The sequence below is a fragment of the Streptomyces sp. NPDC052012 genome, from assembly GCF_040689265.1.
GTDB lineage: Bacteria > Actinomycetota > Actinomycetes > Streptomycetales > Streptomycetaceae > Streptomyces.
In genome coordinates this window covers 153,748-179,106 of record NZ_JBFAXA010000010.1, presented here as the reverse complement: position 1 = coordinate 179,106, position 25,359 = coordinate 153,748, and the positions used below count along the sequence as shown (strand labels likewise).

The 25,359-nt window shown below is 71.6% G+C and carries 24 protein-coding genes; 8 read left to right on the top strand and 16 right to left on the bottom strand.

Features of this window, described 5'->3' with window-relative positions:
• Positions 1 to 30 precede the first annotated feature (30 nt).
• The 5 genes from AB0412_RS19130 to AB0412_RS19110 all read right to left on the bottom strand — a co-directional run bounded on the left by AB0412_RS19130 (position 31) and on the right by AB0412_RS19110 (position 5,773).
• Complete coding sequence (locus tag AB0412_RS19130) at positions 31 to 1,746, bottom strand: uroporphyrinogen-III synthase (RefSeq protein WP_366403736.1); 1,716 nt, start codon at positions 1,744 to 1,746, stop codon at positions 31 to 33.
• Positions 1,743 to 2,714, bottom strand: coding sequence for a hydroxymethylbilane synthase (gene hemC, locus AB0412_RS19125; RefSeq protein WP_366403735.1), 972 nt, complete (start codon positions 2,712 to 2,714; stop codon positions 1,743 to 1,745). The genes AB0412_RS19130 and hemC overlap by 4 nt, the downstream gene beginning before the upstream one ends.
• Entirely contained in the window at positions 2,711 to 4,435 is a 1,725-nt protein-coding gene (locus AB0412_RS19120; protein ID WP_366403734.1) for a glutamyl-tRNA reductase, read from the bottom strand. The genes hemC and AB0412_RS19120 overlap by 4 nt, the downstream gene beginning before the upstream one ends.
• On the bottom strand, positions 4,432 to 5,205 hold the full coding sequence (locus AB0412_RS19115) for a redox-sensing transcriptional repressor Rex (protein ID WP_366403733.1): 774 nt from the start codon (positions 5,203 to 5,205) through the stop codon (positions 4,432 to 4,434). Before AB0412_RS19115 ends, AB0412_RS19120 begins: the two co-directional genes overlap by 4 nt.
• Positions 5,206 to 5,494: 289 nt before the next feature.
• Complete coding sequence (locus tag AB0412_RS19110; protein WP_366403732.1) at positions 5,495 to 5,773, bottom strand: glutaredoxin family protein; 279 nt, start codon at positions 5,771 to 5,773, stop codon at positions 5,495 to 5,497.
• Between the two features lie 97 nt (positions 5,774 to 5,870).
• Here AB0412_RS19110 and AB0412_RS19105 point away from each other — a divergent pair, with 97 nt between their 5' ends.
• Positions 5,871 to 6,797 carry an HAD-IB family hydrolase gene (locus AB0412_RS19105; protein WP_366403731.1) on the top strand — a complete coding sequence of 309 codons (927 nt, stop codon included), beginning with the start codon at positions 5,871 to 5,873 and terminating at the stop codon, positions 6,795 to 6,797.
• Between the two features lie 199 nt (positions 6,798 to 6,996).
• Here AB0412_RS19105 and AB0412_RS19100 read toward each other — a convergent pair whose 3' ends face one another.
• Positions 6,997 to 8,394 (bottom strand): FAD-binding oxidoreductase, encoded by a 1,398-nt coding sequence (locus AB0412_RS19100; protein ID WP_366403730.1) that lies wholly within the window; start codon positions 8,392 to 8,394, stop codon positions 6,997 to 6,999.
• A gap of 241 nt (positions 8,395 to 8,635) precedes the next feature.
• Between AB0412_RS19100 and hemB the strand changes: the two genes are divergently transcribed.
• The 3 genes from hemB to AB0412_RS19085 all read left to right on the top strand — a co-directional run bounded on the left by hemB (position 8,636) and on the right by AB0412_RS19085 (position 11,860).
• Entirely contained in the window at positions 8,636 to 9,637 is a 1,002-nt protein-coding gene (gene hemB / locus AB0412_RS19095; protein WP_366403729.1) for a porphobilinogen synthase, read from the top strand.
• A 98-nt stretch (positions 9,638 to 9,735) separates the two neighbouring features.
• Positions 9,736 to 10,950: a PLP-dependent aminotransferase family protein gene (locus tag AB0412_RS19090; RefSeq protein WP_366403728.1), complete on the top strand. Its 1,215-nt coding sequence runs from the start codon at positions 9,736 to 9,738 to the stop codon at positions 10,948 to 10,950.
• 70 nt (positions 10,951 to 11,020) lie between these two features.
• Positions 11,021 to 11,860 (top strand): arylamine N-acetyltransferase, encoded by an 840-nt coding sequence (locus AB0412_RS19085; protein WP_366403727.1) that lies wholly within the window; start codon positions 11,021 to 11,023, stop codon positions 11,858 to 11,860.
• Between the two features lie 9 nt (positions 11,861 to 11,869).
• On the opposite strand, the gene AB0412_RS19080 is transcribed toward AB0412_RS19085, so the two are convergent.
• Positions 11,870 to 12,742, bottom strand: coding sequence for a DUF2690 domain-containing protein (locus AB0412_RS19080; RefSeq protein WP_366403726.1), 873 nt, complete (start codon positions 12,740 to 12,742; stop codon positions 11,870 to 11,872).
• Entirely contained in the window at positions 12,739 to 13,602 is an 864-nt protein-coding gene (locus tag AB0412_RS19075) for a peptidoglycan-binding protein (RefSeq protein WP_366403725.1), read from the bottom strand. The genes AB0412_RS19080 and AB0412_RS19075 overlap by 4 nt, the downstream gene beginning before the upstream one ends.
• Before the next feature lie 285 nt (positions 13,603 to 13,887).
• Between AB0412_RS19075 and AB0412_RS19070 the strand changes: the two genes are divergently transcribed.
• Positions 13,888 to 14,346, top strand: a complete 459-nt coding sequence (locus tag AB0412_RS19070) for a peptidoglycan-binding domain-containing protein (RefSeq protein ID WP_366403724.1) — start codon at positions 13,888 to 13,890, stop codon at positions 14,344 to 14,346.
• A gap of 85 nt (positions 14,347 to 14,431) precedes the next feature.
• Here AB0412_RS19070 and argS read toward each other — a convergent pair whose 3' ends face one another.
• Positions 14,432 to 16,195, bottom strand: coding sequence for an arginine--tRNA ligase (gene argS, locus AB0412_RS19065; protein WP_366403723.1), 1,764 nt, complete (start codon positions 16,193 to 16,195; stop codon positions 14,432 to 14,434).
• Between the two features lie 169 nt (positions 16,196 to 16,364).
• Here argS and lysS point away from each other — a divergent pair, with 169 nt between their 5' ends.
• Positions 16,365 to 18,119 (top strand): lysine--tRNA ligase, encoded by a 1,755-nt coding sequence (gene lysS, locus AB0412_RS19060; RefSeq protein WP_366403722.1) that lies wholly within the window; start codon positions 16,365 to 16,367, stop codon positions 18,117 to 18,119.
• A 59-nt stretch (positions 18,120 to 18,178) separates the two neighbouring features.
• On the opposite strand, the gene AB0412_RS19055 is transcribed toward lysS, so the two are convergent.
• The 3 genes from AB0412_RS19055 to AB0412_RS19045 form a co-directional block, all read right to left on the bottom strand.
• Positions 18,179 to 19,468, bottom strand: a complete 1,290-nt coding sequence (locus AB0412_RS19055) for a DUF2637 domain-containing protein (RefSeq protein WP_366403721.1) — start codon at positions 19,466 to 19,468, stop codon at positions 18,179 to 18,181.
• Between the two features lie 90 nt (positions 19,469 to 19,558).
• Entirely contained in the window at positions 19,559 to 20,446 is an 888-nt protein-coding gene (locus AB0412_RS19050; protein WP_366403720.1) for a DUF3558 family protein, read from the bottom strand.
• 119 nt (positions 20,447 to 20,565) lie between these two features.
• On the bottom strand, positions 20,566 to 21,378 hold the full coding sequence (locus AB0412_RS19045; protein WP_366403719.1) for a DUF3558 domain-containing protein: 813 nt from the start codon (positions 21,376 to 21,378) through the stop codon (positions 20,566 to 20,568).
• A gap of 214 nt (positions 21,379 to 21,592) precedes the next feature.
• Between AB0412_RS19045 and AB0412_RS19040 the strand changes: the two genes are divergently transcribed.
• Positions 21,593 to 22,786, top strand: a complete 1,194-nt coding sequence (locus AB0412_RS19040) for an RtcB family protein (protein WP_366403718.1) — start codon at positions 21,593 to 21,595, stop codon at positions 22,784 to 22,786.
• 81 nt (positions 22,787 to 22,867) lie between these two features.
• Here AB0412_RS19040 and AB0412_RS19035 read toward each other — a convergent pair whose 3' ends face one another.
• The 3 genes from AB0412_RS19035 to AB0412_RS19025 all read right to left on the bottom strand — a co-directional run bounded on the left by AB0412_RS19035 (position 22,868) and on the right by AB0412_RS19025 (position 24,254).
• Positions 22,868 to 23,008, bottom strand: coding sequence for a hypothetical protein (locus tag AB0412_RS19035; RefSeq protein ID WP_366403717.1), 141 nt, complete (start codon positions 23,006 to 23,008; stop codon positions 22,868 to 22,870).
• The gene (locus AB0412_RS19030; protein ID WP_366403716.1) at positions 23,005 to 23,784 is read right to left on the bottom strand and encodes an SDR family NAD(P)-dependent oxidoreductase; all 780 of its coding nucleotides are present in this window, start codon (positions 23,782 to 23,784) and stop codon (positions 23,005 to 23,007) included. The genes AB0412_RS19035 and AB0412_RS19030 overlap by 4 nt, the downstream gene beginning before the upstream one ends.
• A 134-nt stretch (positions 23,785 to 23,918) precedes the next feature.
• A complete protein-coding gene (locus tag AB0412_RS19025) occupies positions 23,919 to 24,254 on the bottom strand; it encodes a YnfA family protein (protein ID WP_366403715.1) in 336 nt (111 codons plus the stop codon).
• Between the two features lie 87 nt (positions 24,255 to 24,341).
• On the opposite strand from AB0412_RS19025, the gene AB0412_RS19020 reads away from it, so the two are divergent.
• Positions 24,342 to 24,836, top strand: coding sequence for a MarR family transcriptional regulator (locus AB0412_RS19020; RefSeq protein ID WP_366403714.1), 495 nt, complete (start codon positions 24,342 to 24,344; stop codon positions 24,834 to 24,836).
• On the opposite strand, the gene AB0412_RS19015 is transcribed toward AB0412_RS19020, so the two are convergent.
• Complete coding sequence (locus AB0412_RS19015; RefSeq protein WP_366403713.1) at positions 24,833 to 25,243, bottom strand: helix-turn-helix domain-containing protein; 411 nt, start codon at positions 25,241 to 25,243, stop codon at positions 24,833 to 24,835. The genes AB0412_RS19020 and AB0412_RS19015 overlap by 4 nt on opposite strands.
• Positions 25,244 to 25,359 lie beyond the last annotated feature (116 nt).

Genomic DNA, 25,359 nt, shown 5'->3' with positions numbered 1-25,359 from the left:
GGGTTCCGCCACCAATTCACGCGTACGACCTCATGTCGTCGACCGGCGCCTGCGCGCCCCCGGCCTCCGCTCGCTCGGGCGCGTCACCGGGTCGCCTGCCTCCAGGGCTGCCGTGCGGCGGCGCATGCCGAAGTCGGCCAGGGCCTCCGCCAGCTTGTGGACGGACGGCTCCGGGGCCATGACGTCGACGCGCAGGCCGTGTTCCTCGGCCGTCTTCGCCGTGGCCGGGCCGATGCAGGCGATCACGGTGACGTTGTGCGGCTTGCCCGCGATGCCGACCAGGTTCCGGACCGTCGACGAGGACGTGAACAGGACCGCGTCGAAGCCGCCGCCCTTGATCGCCTCGCGGGTCTCCGCCGGGGGCGGCGAGGCGCGGACCGTGCGGTAGGCCGTGACGTCGTCGACCTCCCAGCCCAGCTCGATCAGGCCGGCCACCAGGGTTTCCGTGGCGATGTCGGCGCGGGGGAGGAAGACGCGGTCGATCGGGTCGAAGACCGGGTCGTAGGGGGGCCAGTCCTCCAGGAGGCCGGCCGCCGACTGTTCGCCGCTCGGCACCAGGTCGGGCTTCACGCCGAAGGCGATCAGCGCGTTGGCGGTCTGTTCGCCCACCGCGGCGACCTTGATGCCGGCGAAGGCGCGGGCGTCGAGGCCGTACTCCTCGAACTTCTCCCTGACCGCCTTCACCGCGTTGACCGACGTGAAGGCGATCCACTCGTAGCGGCCGGTGACCAGGCCCTTGACCGCCCGTTCCATCTGCTGGGGCGTGCGCGGGGGTTCGACGGCGATCGTCGGGACCTCGTGCGGCACGGCACCGTAGGACCGCAGCTGGTCGGAGAGCGACGCCGCCTGCTCCTTCGTGCGCGGCACGAGCACCTTCCAGCCGAACAGCGGCTTGGACTCGAACCACGCCAGCTGGTCGCGCTGGGCGGCGGAGGAACGCTCACCGACCACGGCTATCACCGGCCGGCCGCCCTCCGGGGAGGGCAGCACCTTCGCCTGCTTCAGCGTCTGCGCGATCGTGCCGAGGGTGGCGGACCAGGTGCGCTGGCGGGTCGTCGTACCGGCGACCGTCACCGTCATGGGGGTGTCGGGCTTGCGACCGGCGGACACCAGTTCGCCCGCGGCCGCGCCCACGGAGTCCAGCGTGGCGGAGACGACCACCGTGCCGTCCGACGCCCCGACCTCCGTCCAGCACCGGTCGGACGCCGTGCGCGCGTCCACGAAGCGGACGTCCGCGCCCTGCGCGTCCCGCAGCGGCACACCGGCGTACGCGGGCACACCGACGGCGGTCGCGATACCGGGGACGACCTCGAAGGGCACCCCGGCCGCGGCGCAGGCCAGCATCTCCTCGGCGGCGTAGGCGTCCAGGCCGACATCGCCGGACACCGCACGCACGACCCGCCTGCCGCCCCGCGCGGCCTCCATGACAAGATGTGCGGCATCCCGCACAGCGGGGCCGCCGGCGGTTGTTGACGCGCCGTCAACAACCGTCAGCTGAGGCGTGCCTGTGCCCGGAGCGGAAGCCGCGGAGGAGTCCGCCGCGTCCGTGTCGGTGTGCACCTCGGCGACGCCCTGCCTGGCATGCCGGCGTACGACGTCGAGCACCTCGTGCTCGGCGACGAGGACGTCCGCGTTCGCCAGCGCCTCCACGGCGCGCAGAGTCAGCAGTCCCGGATCCCCGGGTCCGGCACCGAGGAAGGTGACGTGCCCGTGTTCCGGAGGGGCGGGAAGGGTGGTGGGGCTCAATGTGCTCGCTCCCCCATCAGACCGGCCGCGCCCTGCGCGAGCATCTCGGTGGCGAGTTCGCGACCGAGTGCCGTCGCCGCCTCCTGCGTCTCGGGCACGGGACCGGTGGTGGACAGCTGCACCAGCGTCGAGCCGTCGGTCGTGCCGACGACGCCCCGCAGGCGCATTTCCTTGACAATCTGCCCGTCGGCCAGAAGGTCGGCCAGCGCACCCACAGGTGCACTGCAACCGGCCTCCAGGGCGGCGAGCAGTGATCGCTCGGCCGTCACGGCGGCCCGCGTGAACGGGTCGTCGAGCTCGGCGAGCGCGGCGATCAGGTCAGCGTCTTGGGCGGTGTTCCCCGCCCTGCACTCGATCGCCAGTGCCCCCTGGCCGGGGGCGGGCAGAACCGTGTCGACCGACAGGAAGTCGGTCACCTCGTCGCTGCGCCCGATCCGGTTCAGCCCGGCGGCGGCCAGGACGACCGCGTCCAGCTCCCCCTTGCGGACGTACCCGATCCGGGTGTCGACGTTCCCGCGGATCGGCACGGTCTCGATGTCCATGCCGTGGGTGCGGGCGTACGCGTTGAGCTGGGCCATGCGGCGCGGCGAACCGGTGCCGATGCGCGCCCCGCGCGGGAGGTCGGTCAGCTTCAGGGCGTCCCGGGCGACGATCACGTCCCGCGGGTCCTCGCGCACCGGGATCGCGGCCAGGGCCAGCTCCTCGGGCTGCGCGGTCGGCAGGTCCTTCAGCGAGTGCACCGCGAAGTCGACCTCGCCGCGCATCAGCGCCTCCCGCAGTGCGGCGACGAACACGCCGGTGCCGCCGATCTGCGCGAGGTGCTCGCGGGAGACGTCGCCGTACGTGGTGATCTCGACGAGCTCCACGGGCCGCCCGGTGACCTGGCCGACCGCCTCCGCGACCTGCCCGGACTGGGCCATGGCGAGCTTGCTCCGCCTGGTCCCGAGCCTCAGTGCCTTGTCAGTCATGCCGGCCCTCGGTCCTTCTCGGTGGTGCTGTCCTCGGCCCGGGAGACGGAGGCCACCGTCTCGGGGTCGAGGTCGAACAGGGTGCGCAGCGCGTCCGCGTACCCGGCGCCGCCGGGTTCGGCGGCCAGTTGCTTGACCCGTACGGTCGGCGCGTGGAGCAGTTTGTCGACCACGCGCCGCACGGTCTGGGTGATCTCCGCGCGGTGCTTGTCGTCGAGGCCGGGCAGCCGCCCCTCCAGCCGGGCGATCTCGCCGGCCACCACATCGGCGGCCATGGTGCGCAGGGCGACCACGGTCGGCGTGATGTGCGCGGCCCGCTGAGCCGCCCCGAACGCCGCGACCTCGTCGGAGACGATACGCCTGACCTGGTCCACATCGGCAGCCATCGGAGCGTCCGCGGAGGCTTCCGCGAGCGACTCGATGTCGACCAGCCGCACCCCGGCCAGGCGGTGCACGGCCGCGTCGATGTCCCGCGGCATCGCGAGGTCCAGCAGGAACAGCACCGGCTCCGGGCGCGGCGGCTCGGCCACCGGCTCAGGGCGGCGCCGCTCGGGGATCCGGCCGACGCTCGCCGCGGTCGCGGCCAGGGCGCCGATCAGCTCGGCGTCCGCCTCGGGCCCGCGGCGCCCCTCCCCCACTGCCTGAACGGCGTGGGAGGTACCCCCACCCCGCCGGTCGACAGCGCCGCCGGCGACCCAGGCCGCGTGCTGCTCCAGGGTGGCCGCGTCCATGCCGGCCACGGCCGCCTCGCCCATCACGGAGAAGCCGGGCTGCACGGCGGACAGGTCCAGCGGGCAGCCCTCGTCGGTGCCGGCGGAGGTCGCCGGCAGGGGGGTCTGCGCGGACGGCTCGTCGCCGAGGTCGGCGGGCTGCTCGCCCGTACGGCTCTCGACGCCCGCGGCGATCGTGTCGGCCGTCAGGACGAGGCCCGTGGCGCCCGTGCAGGAGACGACGACGTCGGCACGTGTCAGCTCGAACGGCACCGAGCCCATCGGGACCGCGCGGGCCAGGACGTCCGTGTCGTCGCCCTCCGTGAGGATCTGAGCCAGGCGCTCGGCGCGGTCGGGCGTGCGGTTGGCGATCACGATCTCGGCGACCCCGGCCCGCGCGAGCGTGGCCGCGGCCAGCGAGGACATCGAACCCGCGCCGATGACCAGGGCCTTCTTGTCCCGGGCCCAGGTCTCGACCGGGGCTCCGAGGGCCAGCTGCTCCAGGCCGAAGGTGACCAGGGACTGCCCGGCGCGGTCGATGCCGGTCTCGGAGTGGGCGCGCTTGCCGACCCTGAGGGCCTGCTGGAACAGGTCGTTCAGCAGCCGCCCGGCGGTGTGCAGCTCCTGCGCGCGGGCGAGGGAGTCCTTGATCTGGCCGAGGATCTGGCCCTCGCCCACGACCATCGAGTCCAGCCCGCAGGCCACCGAGAACAGATGGTGGACCGCCCGGTCCTCGTAGTGCACATAGAGATAAGGGGTGAGCTCGTCCAGGCCGACCCCGCTGTGCTGGGCGAGGAGCGTGGACAGCTCGGCGACACCGGCGTGGAACTTGTCCACGTCGGCGTACAGCTCGATGCGGTTGCAGGTGGCGAGCACCGCGGCCTCGGCGGCCGGTTCGGCGGCGACCGTGTCCTGGAGCAGCTTCACCTGCGCGTCCGCGCTCAGTGAGGCCCGCTCCAGCACGCTGACCGGGGCGCTGCGGTGGCTCAGCCCTACGACGAGAAGGCTCATGCCGGCATCACGGCGGGTACGTCCCCGTCGGGCCCCTGGTCGGTGGCGGAGGTCTGCTGTGTGGCGGCGGGGGCCGGCACTCCGGCGGCGGTCTCGGCCGCGGCCTCCTCGCCGGCCTTGCGCTGCTCGTGGAAGGCGAGGATCTGCAGCTCGATGGAGAGGTCCACCTTGCGCACGTCGACGCCGTCCGGGACGGACAGCACGGTCGGCGCGAAGTTCAGGATGGAGGTGACCCCGGCGGCCACGAGCCGGTCGCAGACCTGCTGGGCGGCGCCGGCGGGGGTGGCGATCACACCGATGGACACGCCCTGGTCGCGGATGATCGACTCGAGCTCGTCGGTGTGCTGCACGGGGATCCCGGCGACGGGCTTTCCGGCCATCGTGGGATCGGCGTCGATCAGCGCGGCGACCCGGAAACCGCGGGAGGCGAAGCCGCCGTAGTTGGCGAGGGCGGCGCCGAGGTTACCGATTCCTACGATCACAACCGGCCAGTCCTGGGTCAGGCCGAGTTCGCGGGAGATCTGGTACACGAGATACTCGACGTCGTAGCCGACGCCCCTGGTCCCGTAGGAGCCCAGGTAGGAGAAGTCCTTGCGCAGCTTCGCGGAGTTGACGCCCGCGGCCGCCGCCAGCTCCTCCGAGGAGACCGTGGGCACCGAGCGCTCCGAGAGCGCGGTCAGGGCGCGGAGGTACAGCGGAAGCCTGGCGACGGTGGCCTCGGGAATCCCTCGGCTACGGGTCGCCGGTCGGTGAGTTCGGCCAGTTGCCACGGTGCTCCTGCGGGTAGAGCGGGGCTTCAGGCGGTCGAACGTCCCAGGACCGCCCCGTCGACAGCAGGCTATGTCTTTGTGAACGCGTGCACAAAGATGGTGTCCGATTTGCCCGGCCAACGTGACCCGAGTCACGCGGGTCCGGCGGTGTGGCGGGGAACCGGCACGGGCACCGAGCCGTTCCTTTTCTTCCGGGGGCAAAACAGCACACTCTCCTCTGTGAATCCCGCCCCCGAGACCTAGCCGCCATCGATCCTAAGCGACATTCCGGCCAGTTTGTACTGGCCGGTCAGTCCGCGAGGGCCCTGCGGAGGCGGTCCTCGTTCACGCGCCAGAACGTGTGCTGGCGGCCGTCGACCAGGACGACGGGGATCTGCTCCCAGTACTGCTCGTGCAGCTCCGGGTCCTGGGTGATGTCCTTCTGCTCCCAGCGCACGCCGAGGTCGGCGCAGACCTTCTCGATCACGACCTGTGCGTCGTCGCAGAGGTGACAGCCGGGTTTGCGGATGAGGGTGACGAGGTGATCCCGCGGCGTCCTGCGGTTGAAGAGGGGGCTCATGTCCGCCATTGTCCCGCGCCCGCTTTAACGACACGGACGCGTAGAGTTCACGACGTTCAAACCTCTCGACTCCGGAAACACCGAACTGACTGGCTATGCTCACGCCATGGCCGCTCTCGGATGGCTCACTCCCCGTAGGCGCTCCGCCACGGCGCGGAGCGTGTTGGCAGGCGAGGCCTCGGCGGAGGCAGCACGCAAATCCACGACGGACGTCCTCGACCGCGAAGTTCCCGACCGTGAACCGGAGTTCCCGGTTCAGGGCGACGAGCGGGCCGCGGCGTTCTTCGACCTCGACAACACGGTGATGCAGGGCGCGGCGCTCTTCCACTTCGGGCGGGGACTGTACAAGCGGAAGTTCTTCGAGACGCGCGAGCTGGTGCGGTTCGCCTGGCAGCAGGCGTGGTTCCGGCTCGCGGGCGTCGAGGACCCCGAGCACATGCAGGAGGCGCGGGACTCCGCGCTGTCCATCGTGCAGGGACACCGGGTCGCCGAACTGCAGTCCATCGGCGAGGAGATCTACGACGAGTACATGGCCGAGCGGATCTGGCCGGGCACGCGGGCGCTGGCCCAGGCCCATCTGGACGCCGGTCAGAAGGTGTGGCTGGTCACGGCCGCGCCGGTGGAGATCGCCCAGGTGATCGCCCGGCGGCTGGGACTGACCGGGGCGCTGGGCACGGTGGCGGAGTCCGTCGACGGCGTGTACACGGGCAAGCTGGTGGGCGAACCCCTGCACGGCCCGGCGAAGGCGGAGGCGGTGCGGGCGCTGGCCGCGGCGGAGGGGCTGGACCTCTCGCGCTGCGCCGCGTACAGCGACTCCCACAACGACATCCCGATGCTGTCTCTGGTCGGGCACCCGTATGCGATCAACCCCGACACCAAGCTGCGCAAGCATGCCCGTGCGATGGACTGGCGGCTGCGGGACTACCGCACGGGGCGCAAAGCGGCGAAGGTCGGGATTCCGGCGGCTGCGGGGGTCGGGGCGGTTGCCGGTGGCACTGCGGCGGCGATTGCGTTGCATCGGCGTCGGCGGTGACGCGGCGTTGCTCGAGGGTTGCTTGAGTTCGACGCCGGGGTTGGGGGCGGCCGGGGTAGGTGTCGCTTGCCCGCGCTCGCAGGGTGCCGCTGCGCCCACCCTCCCCCACTCTCGGCTTCGCTCGAGCGGGGGGACCCCCATCGCCCTGGGGGCACCTCCCAGGCCCTTAAGACACTGGGGGAGGCACGACTGCCCGCAGCTACGTAGCGGTCGGGGCCGGCGGGACCGTGTGGCCGAAGCGGAGGAGGTTGGTCGGGTCGTACGTTGCCTTGGCTCGGCGTAGGCGGGTGCAGGTCTCCGGGGTCCAGGCCCGGGCGCGGTCGGACGCGTCGCCCGGGGTGCCGTGGATGTTGACCATCGTGCGGCCGGTGCCGTACGGGGACATCGCGGTGTGCAGGGCGGCCGTGGCGCGTTCGACCGCCTCCGCGTCCGGCGGGGCGCCCAGGACGGCGACGGCCTCCAGGAGGTAGTCCGCGTCGCGGGCGCAGATCGCGTCCTCCGTCGCGGCGGGGCGGGACAGGGCGCCGCCCATGTGACGGAGCTGGGCGAAGAGCAGCGGGCAGTCCGGGACGGCGGGACCGACCTGGCCCAGGAACGCCCGGACGGCGTCAGGGGTCAGGTCGCGCAGCAGGGAGCACGACTCCCGGGCGGGGAGCGGGTCCTGGGGCTCCATGTGGATGCCGTCGACGGCCGTGAACGGCATCTCCTCCACCGTGTCGACCTCCACCGGTGCCGCCGCGCGGAGCGGAGCCAGCAACTGCTCGCCCTCGGCCGGGTCACCGGTCCACGCGACGGCGACGCGCGCCCAGAAGCCGCCGCGCAGCGGCTCCGGGATCTGCGGGATCGGCGGCAGCCGCATCATGGCGAACGCGCTGCACATCTCCTCCGGCACGGTGCGGGTCCACGCCGCCCAGGCGGTCAGCAGGGCCTCGGCGTGCTCGCCGCGCGTGTGGATGCCGCCGCCGAGCACCGTGCGCAGCGGGACCAGGCCGGTGACCAGGGACGTCACCACTCCCACGCTTCCCTTGCCGCCGCGCAGCGCCCAGAACAGCTCGGGTTCGTGTTCGGCGTCCGCCACGCGTGCTGTCCCGTCGGGCGTGACGACCTCGAAGGAGCGGACGAGGTCGGCGGCGTAGCCGTAGGTCCTGCCGAGCACCGGCAGACCGCCGCCGACGGTGTAGCCGACCGCTCCGGCGTCCGTGGAGGTGCCGCAGAGGGGGGCCAGCCCGTGTTCCGCGGCGGCGTCCAGGACGTGCCGCCACTTCGCGCCGGCGGCGACGGTCGCGGTGCGCTGCTCCGGGTCGATCTCCACGTCCGTCATCCGGGCGGTGCTGATCAGCAGACCGTGGTCGATGGGGAAGTTGGCGCCGTGACCGGTGGCCTGGACGGCGACCGGGGTGCGGGTGGCCGACGCCCAGCGCAGCGCGGTCACGACGTCGTCGGCGCCGGTCGCGCCCACGACCACGTCGGGGGTGCGCAGGGCGGCCAGATTGAAGCCGGTGACCTCCTCCGCGTAGCCGTCGTCGCCGGGGCGCAGGACGGGGCCGCGGATCTCCGAGAGGGCGAACAGATCGGGCAGGTGCGGGGCGGTGGTCATCTCGTCCTCCGTGACGCGTGTACGGAGGGACGGCGGCGGACTGCTGGTCAGACGCCGCGGTACGGCGCGAGGCGAGCGGCCGTCGGGGTCCGTCCAGGGCGGGGCCGGGCGTGGGCTCCTCCCACCAGGATGGGCCCCCGGTTCGTGGGGCGCATGCGGGGCGGCCCTTGGGTTCACGCACCGCTCCGCGCCGACTCCGCGTCGGCAAAGGTGGTGCCCGGGCGGGCGTAGCGTAGGCGGTATGACGACGTACGGATCCTTTCCCGGCACGCGGCCGCGGCGTCTGCGGACCACTCCCGCGATGCGTCGGATGGTCGCCGAGACCAGGCTGCACCCCGCCGACCTCATCCTCCCCGCCTTCGTCCGCGAGGGGGTGAGCGAGCCGGTGCCGATCGCCTCCATGCCCGGGGTGGTGCAGCACACCCGGGACAGCCTGAAGAAGGCCGCGGCCGAGGCCGTGGCGGCCGGGGTCTCCGGGATCATGCTGTTCGGGGTGCCGGAGGAGTCGAAGAAGGACGCGGTCGGGACGCCGGGGACCGACCCGGACGGCATCCTCCAGGTCGCCCTGCGGGACGTGCGGGCCGAGGTCGGGGACGACCTGCTCGTCATGTCCGACCTGTGCCTCGACGAGACGACGGACCACGGGCACTGCGGCGTGCTCGACGCGCAGGGCCGGGTCGACAACGACGCCACCCTCGAGCGGTACGCCGAGATGGCACAGGTGCAGGCCGACGCCGGGGCGCACGTGGTCGGGCCCAGCGGGATGATGGACGGCCAGATCGGTGTCATCCGCGACGCCCTCGACCAGATCGGCCGCGAGGACGTGGCGATCCTCGCCTACACCGTGAAGTACGCCTCCGCCTTCTACGGCCCCTTCCGGGAGGCCGTCGGCTCCTCCCTGCGGGGTGACCGCAAGACCTACCAGCAGGACCCGGCGAACGTCCGTGAGTCGATGCGGGAGCTGGCGCTGGACCTCGAGGAGGGCGCCGACATGGTGATGGTCAAGCCGGCCGGCCCCTACCTCGACATCCTCGCCCGCGTCGCGGACACGGTGGACGTGCCGGTGGCGGCGTATCAGATCTCCGGCGAGTACGCGATGATCGAGGCCGCCGCGGAGAAGGGCTGGATCGACCGCGACCGCGCCGTCCTCGAGAGCCTGACCGGCATCAAGCGGGCCGGTGCGCGCAACATCCTCACCTACTGGGCGACGGAGGTCGCGCAGAAGCTCGGCGCCGGACAGTGAGGCGGAGCGCGTCCGGATCGCGGAAAGTGTGCGTGTAGGAGGCAGGTATTTCCTAGGCTGCGGGGACGTGCCGTCGCCCCAGCCCCAGGAGCCGTGTCATGACCGTCACCGAGCCCGCGTCCGCCACCGCCCCCGTGCCGCAGCTCGCCGCGCGGGCCCGGACCGTCGGGGGGTCACCCGTACGGGACATCCTCGCGGTGACCGGGCGGCCCGAGGTGATCAACTTCGCGGGCGGGCTGCCGGCGCCCGAGCTGTTCGACGCCGACGGGATCGCGGCGGCGTACCGGGCCGTGCTCGAGGAGACGCCGGCGCAGGCGCTGCAGTACTCCACGACCGAGGGCGAGCCCGCGCTGCGGGCCGCCCTCGCCGAGCGGAGCCGGACCCGCGGACTGCCCACCGACGCCGATGACCTGCTCGTCACGACCGGATCCCAGCAGGCCCTCTCCCTGCTCGCCACCGCCCTGATCGAACCCGGCGACACCGTGCTCGTCGAGAGCCCCTGCTACCTCGCGGCACTTCAGGCCTTCGGGCTGGCCGGGGCGCGCGTCGTCGCCGTGCCGGGGGACGAACACGGGCTCGATCCGGTCGCGCTGGACGAACTGGTGGCGCGGGAACGGCCCAAGCTGCTGTATCTCGTGCCCACCTTCCAGAACCCCACCGGCCGCACCCTGCCCGTCGAGCGGCGGGCCGCCGTCGCCGAGGTGGCCGCGCGGCGGGGGCTGTGGATCGTCGAGGACGACCCCTACGGGGAGCTGCGGTACGAGGGCGAGCGGGCGCCGTGGATCGCCGCGCTGCCGGGGGCCGAGGACCGCACCGTGCTGCTCGGCAGCTTCTCCAAGGTCATGGCGCCCGGCCTGCGCCTGGGCTGGCTGCGCGCCCCCGCCGGCCTGCGGCGGGCCTGCGCGGTCGCCAAGCAGGCCGCCGACCTGCACACCCCGACCGTCAACCAGCTCGCCGCGGCCCGCTACCTCGCCGACCACGACCTGGACGCCCACGTCCGGCGCGTGGCCACCGTGTACGGCGCACGTCGCGACGCCATGCTCGCCGGACTGCCCGCCGCACTGCCGGACGGCTCGGCCTGGACCCGGCCCGAGGGCGGCATGTTCCTGTGGGCCCGGCTTCCCGAGCCGTACGACACCACCGCGCTGCTCCCGCAGGTGGTCCGCCAGAACGTCGCCTACGTCCCCGGCGCCCCCTTCTACGCCGGCGACCCCGACCGCGCCACCCTGCGGCTGTGCTTCGTCACCCAGACCCCGGAGGAGATCACGGAGGGCCTGCGCAGGCTCCGAGCGGGGCTGAGGCCGAGGCCCTAGGGTCAAGGGACGAGGGCGGACCCGTCCGTGGGGCAGGTGTGCGGGACGGGAACGTTCGTACGGTGGCGGTATGCCTGAGACCGTATCGACGACGTCCTTCGACCTCGACGCCTATCTCAAGCGCATCGGCTGGGAGGGGGAGCGGCGGGCCGATCTCGCGACCCTGCGGGGCGTGCAGACCGCTCACGCGTGGGCCATCCCCTTCGAGAACCTCGACCCCGTGCGCGGTGTGGCTCCCTCCCTCGACCTGGCCGACCTGACGGCGAAGCTGGTGCACAGCCGGCGCGGGGGCTACTGCTACGAGCACAACACCCTCTTCGCGGCCGCCCTGGAGACGCTCGGCTTCCGGGTCACCCGGCTGGCCGCACGGGTCGTCGTCGGCGCCGACCGTATCGAGAGCCGCCCGCGCACCCACATGGCGCTGCTCGTCGACGTCCCCGGCGACGACCGGCCCCACCTCGCGGACGTCGGCTTCGGCGCGATCGGCGCGCTGCTGGAGCCGGTGTCGCTCGTCACCGGCACCGAGTTCCACGACATGGGGCGCCGGCACCGGCTGGTGCAGGCACCGCACACCGGACCGCTGGAGCTGTGGGTCCTGGAGGCGTACGGGGCCTGCGCGGGCGGCTGGGAGGCGCAGTACGCCTTCACCGTGGAGCCGTTCGAGCCCGCCGACTTCGAGGTCATCAACTGGCACATCGCCACCAACCCCCGCTCCCCGTTCAGCCACCGCGTCTACGTCCAGAGCCTCACCCCCGACCGTCACCTCCTGATCGACGGCACCCGCCTCACCGAGACCCGCGCCGACGGCACGGTCACGCGGCGGGAGGTGACCGACGGGGCGCGGATCCGGCGCCTGCTCAGCGAGGACTTCGGCGTCGACGCACCGGACGGCGTGCGGCTGCCGGGCTGAGACGGACCGTCAGCGGACGGTGGCCTCGAAGCACTCCCGCGGCGCCTTGCTCGCGGGCCGGAAGCAGGCCCGTACGACCGTGCCCGGGTCCGTCGTCGTCATGGGTGTGTACAGGTAGTTCCGCGCGTCGAGCGCGTCCACCACCTCGGCGGAGTGAGTGGGGCCGGCCGCGGTCATCTCCAGGCGGTCGCCCACCTCGGTGGACCACATGCGGGCCCAGCTCGCGCCGCAGCGCGGGTTGTGGCGCAGCTCCAGGTGTGCGCCGGTGGCGGTGCGGTGGGTGGCGAGGGTGCGGGTGCCCGAGCCGCACCGCATGTTCATGGGGTCCCTCGCCTCGCAGGCGGCGTCACGGCAGCGGGGGTCCGCGGGCGGGGTGACCGGTGGTGGGGTGGGCGCCCGGGGGGTCTCGGGCGCGGGGTCCCCCGAGAGGACGAGCACCGCCGTCACCGCCGAGGCCAGGGCAGCGGTCAGCACGGCTGCCGTCACCGCCGCGATGCGCCGTGATCCGTGCCGGGTGGGCTTGTGAGGCGGGACGGCGGGGTCCTCGGGCGCAGGCTCGGGTGCCGGGGCCGGTGAGGGGGCCGGTGACGGCTGGGCTGGCGGCTCCCGTGGGGTCTCGGCCGGCGCCGGGGCGGCGCGGCCCCTGGTCTCCGACTCTGCCAGCTCCCACAGCGCCAGGCAGTGGCCCTCCGGTTCGCCCGCCAGCCGGCACAACTCCCGTACGGCCTCGCGCGGAGGCAGGGTCTCACCCTTGAGGTAGCGGCCCCAGGAGGACTTGCTGAACGGGGTGCGTTCCTCCAGGCGGGTCAGGCTCAGGCCGGTGCGGCGCTTCAGCTCCCGCAGCGCGGCCGTCAGTTCCGAGCGTTCCGGTGAGGGCGTCATCTGCGCAACGCCCCCCAGGTGTGCGGGCCGACGATGCCGTCGACCACCAGGCCGGCCTTCTTCTGCAGCCGTTTGACGGCCCGTTCGGTCAGCGGGCCGTAGATGCCGTCGATGTCGCCCGGCGAGAAGCCCGCCCTGCGCAGCAGGCACTGAGCCTCGGCGACCTTCGGCCCCGCGTGGCCGGTCCACAGGATCGCGTCGCGGGTGCGGCTGTGGCCGGCGTACCAGTGGCCGTCGACCCGCTCCACCCGGCATGTGTACGAGGGTGCCGACCGTGCGGGCGCCTGTGCGGCCGGTGCGGACGCCGAGGCGGAGGTCCGCGCGGCGTGCCCCTCGTCCCCGGTGAGCCGGGCGACCAGTACGGTCGCCGAGGCTCCCGCCACCACCAGCGCGACGACGCCGGCGGCGAGCGTGACACGGAGGGAGCGCCCACGGGGTGGGGGGTCGTGCGGTGCGGGGTGGTCGTGCGCGGGCCGCGGGCCGTGCGGTACGGGGTGGTCGTGTGCGGGTCGCGGGTCGTCCGAGGCCGGTCGCGCCTCGTGGTCCAGCCGCATCCCGGTACTGTCGTGCGCCCCTTCGGGGCGCTGCTGTCCGCCCGTCCACGCCGCCGCCGCGACCTCGCGCAGGGCCACCAGGCGGGTCGGATCCTCGCCCGTGATCGCGGCGATCGCCTCGACCGCCTCCCTCGGGGGCAGTGACCTGCCGCCCAGATACCGCTCCCACGACGACGCGCTGTACCCCGTCTTGGCGGCGAGTTGGCGCATGCTCAGTCCGCTGTGGTCCTTCAGCCGGCGTAAGAGCACCACCAAGTGCCGCACACGCGGGTCGAGTTCAGCGGGCAGCCCTTTCCAACGCGACATGTTCCCCCCATTCGCGTTCACGGTCCGTCCCCGTCGCATTCTGCAACAGCATCCACGGCACGCCCCGGACAGCGGTTCCCGTACCCGCACCGAATCGGCCACAGCTCTGTCGCAGCCGTCCCGCGACACCGTCCCGGCGCACCGCGTCAGCGCAGGTCAGGAGATGGGACGTCCCGCTCTGACGTCACTTCTGCGGCAATCGTGGCGGGCGGTGGCCCCGGCCCGGCAGTCTCGTCGCCGAGCCGGTCGCACAGACCGGTGCCGCCCGTTCGAAGGGGGAAACGAATGCGAGCCATGACCAAGGCCCTCGTCGGTGTCACCGCCGCCGTGGGGATCGCGAGCGGAAGCCTCGCGACGGCCGCCACGAGCGCCGCCGCCCCGGCCGAGCAGCCCCGCGCCGGCGCGGTCGGTCTCCAGCAGGCGCCGCTCGCCGTGAACAACCTCGGCCTGAGCACCCCGCAGGCCCGGTACGTCCAGTGCTGGATCCAGGACTACTGGGGCTACAAGGGCGCCCTCGACGGCAAGCTCGGCACCAACAGCTGGAAGGCGCTGCAGCGCTGGCTCAAGAAGCACTGGGGCTACGGCGACAAGATCGACGGCATCGTCGGCCCCGACACGATCAAGGCGCTGCAGCGTGACCTGAAGAAGCACCACGGCTACACCGGCAAGATCGACGGCATCGCGGGAGCCAAGACCAAGGCGGCGTTCAAGGACTTCGCCGCCGACTCCAAGCCGTACTGCTGAGCCGGCCCCAGGACCGACACCGACCGCGGCCCGTCCTCGCCTCGGGGGAGAGGACGGGCCGCACCCGTGCCCGTACGGGCGGAGCTCAGAGGCGTTCCGGGGTGCGGATGCCCAGCAGTTCCATGCCCCGGTGCAGCGTGGCCGCCGTGACGTCGCACAGGAACAGGCGGTTGGCCACCTGGTCCGGCGACTCGGCCTTCAGCACCGGGCACTTGTCGTAGAACGACGTGTACAGCGACGCCAGCTGGTACAGATACGCCGCCAGCTTGTGCGGGGCGTACTCCCGGGCCGCCTCCGCCACCGTCTCCGCGAACGCGTCCACGTGCAGGCCCAGCGCCCGCTCCGCCTCGTGCAGCGGCAGCTCCGGGTGCGCCACCGGGCGTACGTCCTCGGGCGCCTTGCGCAGGATGGAACGGATCCGGGCGTAGGCGTACTGGAGGTAGACCGACGTGTCGCCGTTCAGCGACACCATCTGGTCCAGGTCGAACTTGTAGTCCCGGTTCGCCGACGTCGACAGGTCCGCGTACTTCACCGCGCCGATGCCCACCTGGGCGCCCCGCTCGGCGATCTCCTCCTCCGACAGGTCCTGCGCCTTCTCGCGCACGACCGCCGACGCCCGGTCGATCGCCTCGTCCAGCAGGTCCACCAGCCGCACCGTCTCGCCCTCACGGGTCTTGAACGGCTTGCCGTCCTTGCCGAGCACCGTGCCGAAAGCGAGCTGGTACGCCTTCACGTCGTCGTTCAGCCAGCCCGCCTTCCGGGCCGTCTCGAAGACCATCTTGAAGTGCAGCGACTGGCGGGCGTCCACCACGTAGATGAGGCTGTCCGCCTTCAGGTTGAACACCCGGTCCCGGATCGCCGACAGGTCCGTCGCCGCGTAGCCGTAACCGCCGTCCGACTTCTGCACGATCAGCGGGACCGGCTTGCCGTCCGGGCCCTTGATGTCGTCGAAGAACACGCACAGCGCGCCCTCGGAGCGCACCGCGACACCCGACTCCTCCAGCAGCCGGCAGGTCTCCGCCAGCATGTCGTTGTAGCCGGACTCGCCGACGATGTCCGCGTCGCGGATCTCCATGTCCAGCTTCTCGAAGACGGAGAAGAAGTAGATCTTCGACTCGTCGACGAACTTCTGCCACATGGCGAGCGTGGCCGGATCGCCCGCCTGGAGGTCGACCACCCGGCGCCGGGCCCGCGTCTTGAACTCCTCGTCGGAGTCGAACAGCCTGCGCGCGGCCTTGTAGAGGCGGTCGAGGTTCGACATCGCCTCCTCACCGGTCACCTCGGCGTCCTTGTGGTCCAGCTCGTGCGGGTGCTCGTCCAGGTACTGGATCAGCATGCCGAACTGGGTGCCCCAGTCGCCGATGTGGTGCCGGCGCACCACGTTCTCGCCGGTGAACTCCAGCAGCTTCACCACAGAGTCGCCGATCACCGCCGAACGCAGATGACCGACGTGCATCTCCTTCGCCACGTTCGGCTGGGCGTAGTCGATCACCGTGGTGCCCGGCTGCTCCACGTACGGCACACCGAGGCGGCCCGTGTCGTCCGCGTACCGCGCCGCCAGGTTCGCGGTGATCGCCCGGTCCGCGATCGTGATGTTGAGGAAGCCCGGCCCGGACACCTCGACGTCCTCGATCACCGCACCGGTGACCACCTGCGCGACGACCTCGGTCGCCAGCTCCCGCGGGTTGGCCTTCGCCTTCTTCGCCAGGGCCAGGATGCCGTTGGCCTGGAAATCCGCCCGGTCGCTTCGTCGCAGCAGCGGGTCCGCGGCCGCCTCCGGCCGGACGGCCGAGATCGCGGACGCGAGCTGCTGCTGGACGGTGTCGCTGAGGGACGTGACCGGGGCCATAAGTAAGGGTGCCGTTCTCCTCGTGGGGTGGATAGACCCGGCCAGTATCCCACGGGGGGTAAAGCCGTTTTCCCGGGCGCGTGGTGGTCTGGGAGAATGGTGTGGTCAGTACCTGTCAGTACCCTCCCACCAGCTGCAGAGAATTCAGAGAAATTCAGAGAAAGAGGACGTGCCGATCGTGGGTCAGAGCACCGAGACCACCGACTGGGTCTCCCGTTTCGCGGACGAGGTCATCGAGGAGTCGGAGCGCCGGGCCCCGGGCAAACCTGTCGTCGTCGCGTCCGGTCTCTCCCCCTCCGGCCCCATCCACCTCGGCAACCTGCGCGAGGTCATGACCCCGCACCTCGTCGCCGACGAGATCCGCCGCCGCGGCCACCAGGTCCGGCACCTGATCTCCTGGGACGACTACGACCGCTACCGCAAGGTGCCGGCCGGCGTCGCCGGGATCGACGAGACGTGGGCCGAGCACATCGGCAAGCCCCTCACCTCCGTCCCGGCCCCGAAGGGCTCCCCGCACCCGAACTGGGCCGAGCACTTCAAGGCCGCGATGATCGAGTCGCTGGCCGAACTGGGCGTGGAGTTCGACGGGATCAGCCAGACCCGGCAGTACACCTCCGGTGCCTACCGCGAGCAGATCCTGCACGCCATGAAGCACCGGCACGACATCGACGCGATCCTCGACCAGTACCGCACCAAGCCCAAGCCCGCCGACCAGAAGAAGCAGCAGGCCCGGCAGAAGCCCGTCGACGAGGCCGAGATCGAGGCCGCCGAGGGCTCCGGCGCCGCCGCCGAGGACGACGGCAGCTCCGGCTCCGCCGGCTACTTCCCGTACAAGCCCTACTGCGGCAACTGCGAGAAGGACCTCACCACCGTCACCTCCTACGACGACGACTCCACCGAGCTGACCTACGCCTGCACCGCCTGCGGCTTCTCCGAGACCGTCCGGCTGAACGAGTTCAACCGCGGCAAGCTGGTCTGGAAGGTCGACTGGCCCATGCGCTGGGCCTACGAGGGCGTGATCTTCGAGCCCAGCGGCGTCGACCACTCGTCCCCCGGGTCCTCCTTCCAGGTCGGCGGACAGATCGTCGGCATCTTCGGCGGCAAGCAGCCGATCGGCCCGATGTACGCCTTCGTCGGCATCAGCGGCATGGCGAAGATGTCGTCGTCGCGAGGCGGGGTGCCCACCCCGGCCGACGCGCTGAAGATCATGGAGCCGCAGCTGCTGCGCTGGCTCTACGCCCGCCGCAAGCCCAACCAGTCCTTCAAGATCGCCTTCGACCAGGAGATCCAGCGCCTCTACGACGAGTGGGACCGGCTCGACGCCAAGGTCGCCGACGGCACCGCCCTGCCCGCCGACGTCGCCGCGCACTCCCGCGCGGTACGCACGGCGAGCGGTGAGCTGCCCAGGACGCCCCGCCCGCTGCCGTACCGCACCCTCGCCTCCGTCGCCGACATCACCGCCGGCCACGAGGACCAGGCGCTGCGCATCCTCAGCGAGCTCGACCCGTCCCGCCCGCTGACCTCCCTGGACGAGGCCCGCCCGCGCTACGACAAGGCCGAGGCGTGGATCAACACCCACGTCCCCGCCGACCAGCGCACCATCGTCCGCCAGGAACCCGACACCGAGCTGCTGAAGTCCCTCGACGACCAGGCGCGCGAGTCGATCCGGCTGCTGCTCGACGGGCTCGAGCAGCACTGGTCCCTCGACGGGCTCACCCACCTCGTCTACGGCGTGCCCAAGGTCCAGGCCGGGTTCTCCGCCGACGCCACGCCCAAGGAGCTCCCGCCGGAGATCAAGACCGCCCAGCGGTCGTTCTTCGCGCTGCTGTACCACCTGCTCGTCGGGCGCGACACCGGTCCCCGTCTGCCCACGCTGCTGCTCGCGGTGGGGCAGGACAGGGTGCAGGCCCTGCTCGGGGAGTAAGCCGTTCCACGACGCAGGGGGCGCCCGGTCTTCGCCGGGCGCCCCCTGCGTCGTGTCCGTCAGGCGATGTGCTCGTCCGTCAGCTCGGCGTTCAGGCGGTTGGAGAAGCGGTTCATCATGCGCTTGGACTCGGCCTCGTCGAGGGTGACGCCGTAGATCGCCTCGACGTCGGCGATGAAGCCGCGCGGGGTCGGAGCGCCGTTACCGCTCTTTATCGACTCACGGAAGATCTGGTAGAAGTCCTCCTCCGTCGGCCCTGGCGCCCCGCCGCCCTCACCCAGCTCGCGGGTGCGGCCCGGGGACACCGGGATGGGGAAGCTGCCGGTCTCCTCCGGGGAGGGGTCGGGGAGGGGTGGCTCCTCCTGGTACTGGTCGAGGTACTGGGCGGCGTGCTGCTGCTCCTCGTCCCACTGGGCGTACTGCTCGGGGTCGAAGGTGGGGTCGTAGTCGCCGTGGTACTCGACCGTGCGCGGGTCTCGGGCGTGGAGCCAGGGGTTCTGGTCGGCGGGTGGCTCGTCGTGCTGGCCGGCGTATGGCTGAGGCTCCAGCTCCAGGCGCTGCTCGCCGGGAGGCGCCGCCTTCTGTGGGACGGGCGCCGCCCCAGCGGCACGACTGCCCGCAGCCGCGCTGGACTCCGGCGGCGGGGGGATCAGGACCGGCTCTATGCCTGCCGCCGCCAGGCCCGAAGGGGCCGTCTCCGCCAGCGGGACGCCGTACTTCGCCAGACGCAGGGGCATCAGCGCCTCCACCGGGGCCTTGCGGCGCCAGGCGCGGCCGAAGCGGGAGCGGAGCCGGGCCTGGTAGACCAGGCGCTCCTGCTCCAGCTTGATGACCTGCTCGTACGAACGCAGCTCCCACAGCTTCATCCGCCGCCACAGCAGGAACGTCGGCACCGGCGAGAGCAGCCAGCGGGTGAGGCGGACGCCCTCCATGTGCTTGTCGGCGGTGATGTCCGCGATCCGGCCGATCGCGTGCCGGGCCGCCTCCACCGACACGACGAACAGCACCGGGATGACCCCGTGCATCCCCACGCCGAGCGGATCCGGCCACGCCGCCGCACCGTTGAACGCGATCGTCGCCGCCGTCAGCAGCCACGCCGTCTGCCGCAGCAGCGGGAACGGAATGCGGATCCACGTCAGCAGCAGGTCCAGGGCCAGCAGGACGCAGATACCCGCGTCGATGCCGATCGGGAAGACATAACTGAAGTCCCCGAAGCCCTTCTTCAGGGCCAGCTCACGGACGGCCGCGTACGAACCCGCGAAGCCGATCCCGGCGATGATGACGGCACCGGTGACGACCACGCCGATGAGAACCCGGTGCATCCGTGTCAGCTGCAGTGGCGCGGCCACCCGTACTCCCCTCCCCATGCGTGTTCTTGCGCGCAACAGAGTGGCACATGCGTACGGGGGACGGGTGGCCGGTTCTGGTTCAGCGCCGGATCAGCTCTTGCCGGACGACTTCGAGGACGCCTTCGACGCCGACTTGGACGGCGCCTTCGACGAGGACTTCGAAGGCTCCCCGGACGCCGACCCGGACGGCGCCTTCGACGGAGCCTTCGACCCGGACGGGCCGTTCGCCTCCGTCACCGCGGCCACCGCCTCCTTCGCCGCCGCCTTCGCGTCCTTCATCAGGTCGTCGGCGCTCGGCGTCTTGTCACCGGCCAGGCCCGCACCGTTGTAGTCGAGCGTGACGACCACGTTCTCGACCCGCGCCACGACCGTCTGCTGCTTGAAGGTGCCTTCCTTCTTCTTCAGCTCGTACCGCACCGCCGTCGCCTCGTCGCCCGTCCCCGTGACCGGCTCCGACGCGACGCCCTTCGCGCCCTCGGCCGCCTTCGCGTCGCGCACCTGCTTGTCGTAGTACTCCCTGGCCAGCTTGTCGCCGGCGCCGCGCGTGACGTCGGACTCGAAGCGCAGCAGCGACACGTTCAGCCAGCGGAACTGCGAGCCCTTCACGCCGTTGTTGTCGAGGCTGCTCCAGGAACAGTTGGCCCGCGCGGACACATCGTCCGAGGTGCCCTCCTTGCCCGACTTCGCCTTCGGCGCGAGGTCCTCCAGGGTCTTCTTCGACAGCACCTCGCACGGCTCCGGCAGCGTCCTGAACGCCGCCGCCCGCACCGTCGGCGACGGGCTCGCCGACGCCGAGGCGGAGGCACCCGACGTCTTCTCCTTGCCGTCGTCGGAGCCGGAGTCCGAGGAGCAGCCGGCGGCGACCAGCATCACGGGGACGGCGGCCGCGCAGACAAGGACGCGGTGGAGGCGCTTCACTCGCTCGTCACGGTCACGCTGGTCTCGCTGTGCTCGTCGCTGCATGGTTCCTTCACTCATGACGCTCGTGTTCCCTGCGGTCGGAACGGGGTCCGAGGGGTCACGGTACGCGCTGCGCCACTCGTGCGGTCTTCCTTCGCGGGCTTTGCGCAGGGGCGTGAAGAGCGCGTGAGCGGCGCTCAGCCACCCAGCGAATCGGCCAGCCCGGAGGCCAGTTTCCGCGCCCTGTCCTGCATTTCCTTGCTGTCCGGCACCGCCCCGACCGTCGCCGGCTGCTCCGCGTACTCGACGGTCACGATCACATTGGACGTGCGGAACGCCACAGTCACCGTGCGCTGCTCGGCCGTCGAACCCGAGCTGCTCAGCTCGTCGTCGAGGAACGCCTCGTCGCCCAGATCCTCCAGGGCACGCGGCTGAAGACCCGTGGGGGAGCCGGAGGGCGGCGAGGACGGCGAACCGCTGGGCGAGCCGGAGGACGGAGACGAACTCGGGCCGCCGGACGGGCCGGTGGCGTCGGCGGAGCCCGACTCGCCGGCCGTCGGCACCGGAAGGTCCGCCGCGGCCAGGCGCTCCGCGAACAGCCGCTCGGCCTCGGTGTCGTCGCTGACGGCGTTGTCGTAGGACACCACCCGCTCGAAATCCACCGTCAGGTGGTCCGTGGCCTGCGCCGACTCCACCTTCCAACGGCAGCCCGCCTTGCGGTCCGTGTTGAAGGTGACCGTCGCCTCGCCCGCGTACGCCTTCTCGCGCTCGGCCTCGTCCGGCAACTGGGCGATACCGGGGAGCAGTTCCTCGAGCAGCTGCTCGTCCACCGCGCCACAGGGCTCCGGAAGAGCGGCGTACTTGCCCGGCTGCGCCGCCTGCGTCGCCGTGCCCGGCTCGCCCGGGTTCGAGTTGTCCGTGGTGCCCCCGTCACCGGAGCTGCCGGTGCAGCCGGCCAGCAGCGCCGCGAGGAGCACGGCGACGCCGGGTACGTACGCCTTCCGCTGCACGATCGGGCTCCTCTCGACGGTGGGCGCGGGCCGCTGCCCGCCGGATCTTCCAGTGTCCCCGCTGCTTAATCGCTTGCCGCACGGGGGCGCCCCCTGCAGACAATGTGTATCGCACGCACTGCCGTGGACGCCGGTCCGTCATCCCTTTTCGTCGACCTTGGCGCCGGTTTTGCGGTTCCATACTTTTGTACGCTTTCGGGGGAAAGAGGACGTCATGTCGTACGTGGAGATGCCGGGCGCGAAGGTCCCGATCCGCATGTGGACCGACCCGGCGACGGTCGAGGAGGGCGCACTCCAGCAGCTGCGCAACGTCGCCACCCTGCCGTGGATCAAGGGCCTGGCGGTCATGCCGGACGTCCACTACGGCAAGGGCGCGACGGTCGGCTCGGTCATCGCGATGCGCGGTGCGGTGTGCCCGGCGGCGGTGGGGGTCGACATCGGCTGCGGGATGTCGGCGGTGAAGACGTCCCTGACGGCGAACGACCTCCCCGGTGATCTGTCCCGGCTGCGGTCGAAGATCGAGCAGGCGATTCCGGTGGGTCGGGGGATGCACGACGACCCCGTCGACCCGGGGCGACTGCACGGCTTCGCGACCGGCGGGTGGGACGACTTCTGGGGGCGCTTCGAGGGTGTCGCGGACGCGGTGAAGTTCCGTCAGGAACGCGCCACGAAGCAGATGGGAACGCTCGGGTCCGGTAATCACTTCTGTGAGGTTTGTGTGGATGAGTCCGGTTCTGTGTGGCTCATGCTCCACTCCGGATCGCGGAACATCGGCAAGGAACTCGCCGAGCACCACATCGGTATCGCGCAGAAGCTCCCGCACAACCAGGGACTGGTCGACCGCGACCTCGCTGTCTTCGTGGCGGACACCCCGCAGATGGCGGCGTACCGCAGCGACCTGTTCTGGGCCCAGGAATACGCCAAGTACAACCGCACGATCATGATGGCGCTCCTGAAGGACGTGATCCGCAAGGAGTTCAAGAAAGCGAAGCCGACCTTCGAGTCGGAGATCTCCTGCCACCACAACTACGTGGCGGAGGAGCGGTACGAGGGCATGGACCTGCTCGTGACCCGCAAGGGCGCGATCCGGGCCGGCTCCGGCGAGTACGGGATCATCCCGGGCTCGATGGGCACGGGCTCGTACATCGTCAAGGGCCTCGGTAACGAGAAGTCGTTCAACTCCGCGTCACACGGCGCCGGTCGGCGTATGAGCCGCAACGCGGCGAAGCGGCGCTTCTCGACGAAGGACCTGGAGGAGCAGACCCGGGGCGTGGAGTGCCGCAAGGACTCCGGCGTCGTGGACGAGATTCCGGGCGCCTACAAGCCGATCGAGCAGGTCATCGACCAGCAGCGGGACCTGGTGGAGGTCGTGGCGAAGCTGAAGCAGGTCGTCTGCGTCAAGGGCTGAGCCGCTTCTCCAGGAGTGTTACGGGAGATCGCGGAAGTTGTGCAGGGCGTCGAGGGGTATGTGTCGGTCCACAGGCAGACGTTACTTGGCGTGCGTCACCGCGTAGATCATGACGAACGCGACCACGTGGATGCCGAAGAGGAAGTAGCCGAGGTAGTACCAGACGTAGCGTTCGCGCTTCTTCTCCAGGGCGAGGCGTCGCCGTTCCGGGTCGTCGGTCATCGGCGCTCCCTGTGGACCTTGGTGTTGGAGGCCTGGGCGCGCGGGCGGACGACCAAGAGGTCGATGTTGACGTGGCTCGGGCGGGTGACCGCCCAGGTGATGGTGTCGGCGACGTCCTCGGCGGTCAGGGGCTCGGCGACACCCTCGTAGACCTTGGCGGCCTGCTCCGCGTCGCCGGCGAAGCGGGTGAGGGCGAACCCTTCCGTCTTCACCATGCCGGGGGCGATCTCGATGACGCGGACCGGGCGGCCGACGATCTCCAGGCGGAGGGTCTCGGCGAGGACGTGTTCGGCGTGCTTGGCGGCGACGTAGCCGGCGCCGCCCTCGTAGGTGGCGTGGCCGGCGGTGGAGGAGACCACGACGACCGTGCCGTCACCGCTCGCCTCCAGCTTGGGGAGGAGGGCCTGGGTGAGGTTGAGGGTGCCGATGACGTTCGTCTCGTACATCTGGCGCCAGTCGTCCGGGGCGCCGGTGGCGACGGGGTCGGCGCCGAGTGCGCCGCCTGCGTTGTTGACGAGGACGCCGATCGTCTTGAAGGCGGTGGCGAACTCGTCGACCGCGGCGCGGTCGGTGACGTCGAGCGGGTAGGCGGTCGCGGAGTGGCCGGACGCGGTGATCTCCTCGGCGAGCGCCTCGATGCGGTCCTTGCGGCGGGCGGTGAGGACGACGCGGTAACCGGCGGCGGCGAGTCCGCGTGCCGTGGCGGCGCCGATGCCGCTGCTCGCACCGGTGACGACGGCGATGCGGGAGGCTGCGGACGGTGCGGCGCTGGCCATGGCTGGGGCTCCTCGGCGGCGGGGGCGGCGGTTCTCGGGTGGTCCGGCCAGCATAGGCGGGGGCCGGTCGCGGGTTCGGGCCGGTCTCATCCGTACCCGCTCATCGTTCGTCCCCTCCCGCTCGGCCGCCCCTCTCAGCCGTTCCTCGGTGTCCACATGATCACGGCCATCCCGGCGAGGCAGATCAGTGCGCCCGTGATGTCCCACCGGTCCGGCCGGTAACCGTCCGCGATCGCGCCCCACAGGATCGAGCCGGCGACGAAGATGCCGCCGTACGCGGCGAGGACGCGGCCGAAGTGGGCGTCGGGCTGGAAGGTGGCGACGAAGCCGTACGCGCCGAGGGCGAGGACGCCGCCGGCGGCCCACATCCAGCCGCGCTGCTCGCGTACGCCCTGCCAGACCAGCCAGGCGCCGCCGATCTCCAGCAGCGCGGCGAGGACGAAAAGGGCGGCGGAGCGGAGGATCAGCATGCGGGCAGCTTCGCACGAGTCCGGTGTCCGGCCGGTGTCACCTGTTGGAGGGCGTCTGGAGGGGACCGTGCGGGGGATACATGCTGCATGTCGGATGACGCACGGTCGCGGCTGCTGGAGGAGTTGTCCGTGGTCTCGCGCCGCTACATCGCCTCGTACGCCCTGTTCAACCAGGCCGTCGCCGATCATCTGGGCCTGCATCCCACCGATCTGCAGTGCCTGAATCTACTGACGCTGGAGGGCGGTCCGGTGACGACGGGCCGGATCGCGGAGCTGACGGGGCTGACGACGGGTTCGGCGACGCGGCTGGTGGACCGGCTGGAGCGGGCCGGGTACGTGGTGCGGGAGCGGGACGCGGGGGACCGGCGGCGGGTGCTGGTGGCGACGGTGCCGGAGAGGGCCGCGGAGTTCGGGCGGATGTGGGAACGGCTGGGCGGTGGCTGGATCGCCCTGTTCGACGATCTGGACGACGATCAACTGGCGTTGTTCATCGACCACATGAGGCGGACCACGGAGTTCAGCGCGCGGCAGGCGGCACGCCTGCGGGCGGGGGATGCGCCTCAGGGGCCGGTCGGGCCCTAGGCCCGGTCCTGCGTCTGGGTGTCGTACTCCTCGCGCGCCTTGTGCACCTCGTCGAAGTGGGTCTCCGCCCAGTCCTTCACGGCGGACAGCAGCAGACTGAGGCTGCGGCCGAGCGGAGTGAGGGTGTAGTCGACGCGGACGGGGACGGACGGGGTGACGGTGCGGGTGAGGAGGCCGTCGCGCTCCAGGGTGCGCAGGGTCTGGGTGAGCATCTTGGGGCTGACGCCGGCGATCTTGCGGCCGAGTTCGCTGTAGCGCATGGGTCCGGCGGCGAGGGCGCTGACGACGAGGGCGACCCACTTGTCGCTGATGCGGTCGAGGAGCTGGTTGGTGGGGCAGTCGCGCAGGAAGGCGTCGTACTCGATGCGGGCCTGTTCGCGGCGCTGGGCCGCCGTCATGGTCGCCATGGCTCACTCCCGGGAGACAAACGCACTCTGAGGTAACTACTTCCCTGTGGATAGTAGCTCTTTCTAGGGTTGCGGTCAGCCGCGGGCGGTGAAGGACAGGGATGCGCCGCGGCGGA

Bases quoted from the DNA above. Each gene is read 5' to 3' on its own strand.
- AB0412_RS19030 (WP_366403716.1), bottom strand. From the start codon at position 23,784: ATGGCCAGCGCCGCACCGTCCGCAGCCTCCCGCATCGCCGTCGTCACC.
- AB0412_RS19100 (WP_366403730.1), bottom strand. From the start codon at position 8,394: ATGACCACCGCCCCGCACCTGCCCGATCTGTTCGCCCTCTCGGAGATC.
- hemB (WP_366403729.1), top strand. From the start codon at position 8,636: ATGACGACGTACGGATCCTTTCCCGGCACGCGGCCGCGGCGTCTGCGG.
- AB0412_RS19025 (WP_366403715.1), bottom strand. From the start codon at position 24,254: ATGCTGATCCTCCGCTCCGCCGCCCTTTTCGTCCTCGCCGCGCTGCTG.
- AB0412_RS19110 (WP_366403732.1), bottom strand. From the start codon at position 5,773: ATGGCGGACATGAGCCCCCTCTTCAACCGCAGGACGCCGCGGGATCAC.
- AB0412_RS19015 (WP_366403713.1), bottom strand. From the start codon at position 25,243: ATGGCGACCATGACGGCGGCCCAGCGCCGCGAACAGGCCCGCATCGAG.
- AB0412_RS19035 (WP_366403717.1), bottom strand. From the start codon at position 23,008: ATGACCGACGACCCGGAACGGCGACGCCTCGCCCTGGAGAAGAAGCGC.
- AB0412_RS19075 (WP_366403725.1), bottom strand. From the start codon at position 13,602: ATGTCGCGTTGGAAAGGGCTGCCCGCTGAACTCGACCCGCGTGTGCGG.
- AB0412_RS19105 (WP_366403731.1), top strand. From the start codon at position 5,871: ATGGCCGCTCTCGGATGGCTCACTCCCCGTAGGCGCTCCGCCACGGCG.
- hemC (WP_366403735.1), bottom strand. From the start codon at position 2,714: ATGACTGACAAGGCACTGAGGCTCGGGACCAGGCGGAGCAAGCTCGCC.
- AB0412_RS19090 (WP_366403728.1), top strand. From the start codon at position 9,736: ATGACCGTCACCGAGCCCGCGTCCGCCACCGCCCCCGTGCCGCAGCTC.
- AB0412_RS19050 (WP_366403720.1), bottom strand. From the start codon at position 20,446: ATGAGTGAAGGAACCATGCAGCGACGAGCACAGCGAGACCAGCGTGAC.
- AB0412_RS19020 (WP_366403714.1), top strand. From the start codon at position 24,342: ATGTCGGATGACGCACGGTCGCGGCTGCTGGAGGAGTTGTCCGTGGTC.
- AB0412_RS19120 (WP_366403734.1), bottom strand. From the start codon at position 4,435: ATGAGCCTTCTCGTCGTAGGGCTGAGCCACCGCAGCGCCCCGGTCAGC.
- AB0412_RS19085 (WP_366403727.1), top strand. From the start codon at position 11,021: ATGCCTGAGACCGTATCGACGACGTCCTTCGACCTCGACGCCTATCTC.
- AB0412_RS19070 (WP_366403724.1), top strand. From the start codon at position 13,888: ATGCGAGCCATGACCAAGGCCCTCGTCGGTGTCACCGCCGCCGTGGGG.
- argS (WP_366403723.1), bottom strand. From the start codon at position 16,195: ATGGCCCCGGTCACGTCCCTCAGCGACACCGTCCAGCAGCAGCTCGCG.
- AB0412_RS19080 (WP_366403726.1), bottom strand. From the start codon at position 12,742: ATGACGCCCTCACCGGAACGCTCGGAACTGACGGCCGCGCTGCGGGAG.
- AB0412_RS19040 (WP_366403718.1), top strand. From the start codon at position 21,593: ATGTCGTACGTGGAGATGCCGGGCGCGAAGGTCCCGATCCGCATGTGG.